This window comes from Microbacterium umsixpiens (assembly GCF_053543675.1).
Genome location: NZ_JBLVOH010000120.1, coordinates 32421 through 36569 on the forward strand (window position 1 = coordinate 32421; position 4149 = coordinate 36569).

General features: G+C 71.2%; 6 protein-coding genes. 5 read left to right on the forward strand and 1 reads right to left on the reverse strand.

The genetic code is table 11. From position 1 onward, the window contains the following. A partial coding sequence (locus tag ACNPM4_RS12150; protein ID WP_448985855.1) for a histidine kinase occupies positions 1 to 927 on the reverse strand: 927 nt, incomplete at its 3' end. Positions 928 to 1083: 156 nt separating this feature from the next. Between ACNPM4_RS12150 and ACNPM4_RS12155 the strand changes: the two genes are divergently transcribed. From ACNPM4_RS12155 to ACNPM4_RS12175, 5 genes are all read left to right on the forward strand, one after another. Then, positions 1084 to 1623, forward strand: a complete 540-nt coding sequence (locus ACNPM4_RS12155) for a small multidrug efflux protein (RefSeq protein WP_372468433.1) — start codon at positions 1084 to 1086, stop codon at positions 1621 to 1623. Between the two features lie 94 nt (positions 1624 to 1717). Further along, entirely contained in the window at positions 1718 to 2056 is a 339-nt protein-coding gene (locus ACNPM4_RS12160) for an ArsR/SmtB family transcription factor (protein WP_167634174.1), read from the forward strand. Next, a complete protein-coding gene (locus ACNPM4_RS12165) occupies positions 2056 to 2724 on the forward strand; it encodes a cation efflux transmembrane domain-containing protein (protein WP_400856462.1) in 669 nt (222 codons plus the stop codon). The genes ACNPM4_RS12160 and ACNPM4_RS12165 overlap by 1 nt, the downstream gene beginning before the upstream one ends. 34 nt (positions 2725 to 2758) lie before the next feature. Continuing rightward, positions 2759 to 3664, forward strand: a complete 906-nt coding sequence (locus ACNPM4_RS12170; protein WP_448985856.1) for an SDR family NAD(P)-dependent oxidoreductase — start codon at positions 2759 to 2761, stop codon at positions 3662 to 3664. A 40-nt stretch (positions 3665 to 3704) separates the two neighbouring features. Continuing rightward, the coding region (locus ACNPM4_RS12175; protein ID WP_448985857.1) for an arginase family protein at positions 3705 to 4149 on the forward strand (445 nt) is incomplete at its 3' end.

Here is a 4149-nt window from a genome sequence, read left to right on the forward strand (position 1 = left end):
CGCGGATGCCGGAGCGGAATCGGCATCCGCGTCGATGGCGGACTCCACCTCGAGCCCGGCCGCGGTGAGAAGGTCGCGGGCGTTGGCCAGCTCATCCCCCAACGGCACCGAACGGAAGCGGGTCGCGAGGTCCCTGGTCCCCTGGCGCGCCTCGTCGACGCTCACCCGGGCGGCACGGAGCTGCTCCATCCCCACGTCCGGGTCGGTCGGCAGCAGACGCTCCGCGAGTTCCAGCTGCAGAGCGATGACCTGCAGGTGGTGCCCCTGCAGATCGTGCACATCGGTGGCGACCCGCAGCCGCTCCTGCGTGGCGGCGAGCCTCGCCTCGGATGCGCGGGCGCGGTCGAGCGTGATCAGTACGTCCCACCACCACAGCGAACTGACCGTCATCACGGGGAGGAGCGCCGTGTACACCACGGGCACCACGAACGGGATCTGATCCGAGACGTCGAGCGCGGAATCGGCGACAGCGACAGCGGCCAGGAGGATCGTGGCCGCGATGACCACTTTGTACCGCACCCCGCGCTGCCAGTTGAGCAGCACGAGCGACTGCACGATGGGCATCAGAGCGAGCTGCCAGCTGCCCACCACCGCTCCGGCGGCGACCCCGTAGATCACCGCGACCAGGAACGGCACGGCCAGGCGCAGCCATCGCACGCCCGGCTCGGCGTCCAGGCGGTGCCGGTAGTCGCCCAGCAGGGGGAGCGTGGAGGCGCACCAGAGCAGTCCTCCGCCGCCGATGATCAGAGCCGCCGATGCCTGGGAGTCGATCGCCAGCGCCACGAGCATCCAGGCGGCCACAAGGGCGACCTCGAAGATCACCACCGCGCTGGCCGTGTACCACCAGGCGCCCGTCACGCCGCGGGACAGCTGTCGCGCCCCCGGACTCGGCTCGACGGGGGCGAGGGGCTCGGCGCGGCTGCTCACGCTCCCACGATAGGGCCGTGACAGTTGTCACGGATGCCGCGTGCGATCCACCCGGGAAGCGGTGACGGCCCGACACTGCCGCCACGCCCTCGCGTCGAGTGGACTGGGGTCATCGCAGCGGAGAGACCGTTCGCACCGACATCAGGGAGCACCCCCATGAACCTCATCGAGACCTTCCAGGACCTGGTCGCCCAGGTTCCCGAGCTCGTGCAGCCCCTCATCGTCGCCCTCGCCGGCGCGATCCCCTTCATCGAGGGCGAGGGAGCGGTGAGCATCGGCATCATCGGCGGCATCCCGCCCGTGGTCGCCGCGATCGCCGCGATCGTGGGCAACTTCCTGTGCGTCCTGGTGGTGGTGCTGGTGAGTTCGGGGGCCCGGCAGGCCGTCGTTAACCGCTCGCGAGCCAAGGCGGTCGCCCTCGCCGGCGGCGGCACGACGGAAGAGGGTGCGGTGGGCACCGCGGACACGCACAGCACCCCGCGTCGCGAGAAGTTCCAGCGCGCGTTCGAGCGCTACGGCGTCCCGGGAGTCAGCCTGCTCGGCCCTCTCCTGCTGCCGACGCAGTTCACGGCGACGATGCTCGCCGCCTCCGGCGTCGGCAAGGCCCGCATCCTCTTCTGGCAGGCGCTCGCGATCATCGGTTGGACGACCATCGTCGCCGTCATCGTCGGCAGCGCGGTGTACGCGATCCGCTGAGCAGGTCAGGGTGCGGGGGCGTGACATCTCGTCGCGTCCCCACATCTTTGAGTTCAGCCTGTTCTGAATTCATCATTTTCTGTACAGTGGTCACGTGACCACCGCCCTCGCCTCCTCCCCCACGCACACGGCCGCCGTCGCTCGCCTCGGGCACGCGCTCTCCGACCCCACACGCGCCGGTGTCCTGCTCGCCCTGCGGGAGGGCGCCGCCTATCCCGCCGACCTCGCCGAAGCGCTCGGCGTCTCGCGCCAGGCCATGTCGAACCATCTCGCGTGCCTCCGTGGATGCGGCCTCGTCGAGAGCGTGCCGGACGGCCGCCGTAGCAGCTATCGCCTGGCAGACCGGCACCTCGCACCCGCGCTCGACATGCTCATGCGGGTGACACTCCTCGTGGAACCGGACTGCTGCTCCGGCGAAGGCTGCACCTGCTGATGACCGCGACGCTCACCCTTCCCCGTCGCGAGACTCTGCATCGCCGCATCCGCCTCATCGTCGGCATCACGATCGCCTACAACCTGATCGAGGCGGTCGTCGCGATCGCCGCCGGATCCGTCGCCTCCTCGGCCGCGCTCATCGGGTTCGGCCTGGACTCCACGATCGAGGTCCTGTCTGCGGGCGCGGTCGCCTGGCAGTTCACCCGCCGTGATCCGGAGCGCTGGGAGAAGCCGACCCTGCGCGTCATCGCGGTCGCCTTCTTCGCCCTCGCGGCCTACGTCACCGCGACCTCGGTGGCAGCGCTGGTCATGGTCGAACGTCCGGAGCACAGCACCGTCGGCATCGTCCTGACCGCCGTCAGCGTCGCGGTCATGCCCTTCCTGTCGTTCGCGGAGCGCCGTGCGGGTCGCGAGCTCGGCTCCGCCACCGCCGTCGCGGACTCGAAGCAGACGCTCATCTGCACGTACCTCTCGGCCGCGGTGCTGATCGGGCTGGTCGCGAACTCCCTGCTCGGGTGGTGGTGGGCGGATGCCGTCGCCGGGCTGGTCATCGCGGCCTTCGCCGTGCGCGAGGGCATCGAGGCGTGGAGGGGCGACGCCTGCGCGACGTCGGTCGGCATGCTTCTCGAAGACGAAGACGACGAGCACCACGACCACGACCACTGAGGCGCGAGACATCCGCGCGGCCTAGGTTGGGGGGATGGATGCCGCCCCTCCTCTCCCCCGCGACCACTTCGGGCGCACCATCCTCGTCACCGGCGCGAACGCGGGAATCGGGTACTGGTGCGCAGAGCAGCTCGCCGCGAGGGGTGCGCGGGTTCTGCTCGGATGCCGTTCGCTCGAGCGCGCGGCGACAGCGGTCACGGCGATCCGCGCACAGGTGCCCGACGCCGACATGCGCGTGCTGCCACTCGACCTCGGCTCCCTCGACAGCGTGGCCGAAGCGGCAGCCGACATCGGCGAACGGCTCGACGCGGTCATCTGCAATGCCGGGGTCAAGGCGGCCGACCGCTCGGCCCGCACGAGCGACGGTTTCGACCTCATGGTCGGCACGAACTTCCTCGGCCACTTCGCCCTCGTGGCGCAGCTCGAGCCGGTCCTCGCGCCGGACGCCCGCGTCGTCGCCGTCGGTTCTATCGCGCACCGCTTCGCGACCCTCGACCCGGCGACCCTCGACGCCCGGTGGGCCGGCTCCTCACTGCGGCAGTACGGGCGATCGAAGGCGGCGCTGATGGCCTTCGCCTTCGAACTGTCCCGACGGTGGTCGGACTCCTCCCGCTCGGCTGTCTGTGCACACCCGGGCTATGCGGTCGACCCGCTCACGCCTGCGCGTCCCGGTCTCGCCGAGGTGTCCGGCGTCGTCCGTGCCCTGTCTACGCCGACCCGCCTGCTCGTGCAGGGCAAGGACGGCGGCGCGCTGCCCGTCGTCCACGCGGCCACGGCCGCAGACGTGAGGAACGGCGACTACTGGGGCCCCGGCGGTCTGCTCGAGTTCCGTGGGGCGCCGGCGCGGGTGACCGCGTCGGACGAGGTGCGTTCCGCGGCGATCGGGTCCGCGATGTGGGCGGCTGCGGAGCGCATCACCGGGGTGTGCTTCCCTGCCTGATCCCCGCGCGAATGTCCGACCCCCGGTTCAGGATGCAGGCATGATCACGATGCTGTCGGCTCCGTCCAACCTCGGCCTACGTCCGCCCGAGCCGGGCAGCGTCCCCGGCGCAGCGAAGGCACCGGAGGCTCTGCGCGAGGCCGGCCTGTTCGCCCGGTTCGCCGAGCTCGGGGCGACCGACTCCGGCGTCGTCCTGGCCGGCCGCTACGTCGACGACGATGCCACGAGACCGCCGGGACACGTACGCAACGAGGGTGCCACGATCGACCATTCGCGGCGACTGGCGGCACGCATCGGCGCAGCGCTCGACAGGGGCGAGGCTCCGCTCGTGATCGGCGGCGACTGCGCGATCCTGCTCGGCGCAGGTCTCGCGACCGTGCGCCGTGGCGGCATCGGACTGGTGCATGTCGACGGTCACACCGACTTCCGGCATCCGGGCAACAGCGACGAGTGCGCGAGCGTGGCCGGAGAGGCTCTCGCCGCGG

Excerpts from the sequence above, each read along its gene's own strand:
- ACNPM4_RS12165 (WP_400856462.1), top strand. The coding sequence starts at position 2,056 with ATGACCGCGACGCTCACCCTTCCCCGTCGCGAGACTCTGCATCGCCGC.
- ACNPM4_RS12170 (WP_448985856.1), top strand. The coding sequence starts at position 2,759 with ATGGATGCCGCCCCTCCTCTCCCCCGCGACCACTTCGGGCGCACCATC.
- ACNPM4_RS12155 (WP_372468433.1), top strand. The coding sequence starts at position 1,084 with ATGAACCTCATCGAGACCTTCCAGGACCTGGTCGCCCAGGTTCCCGAG.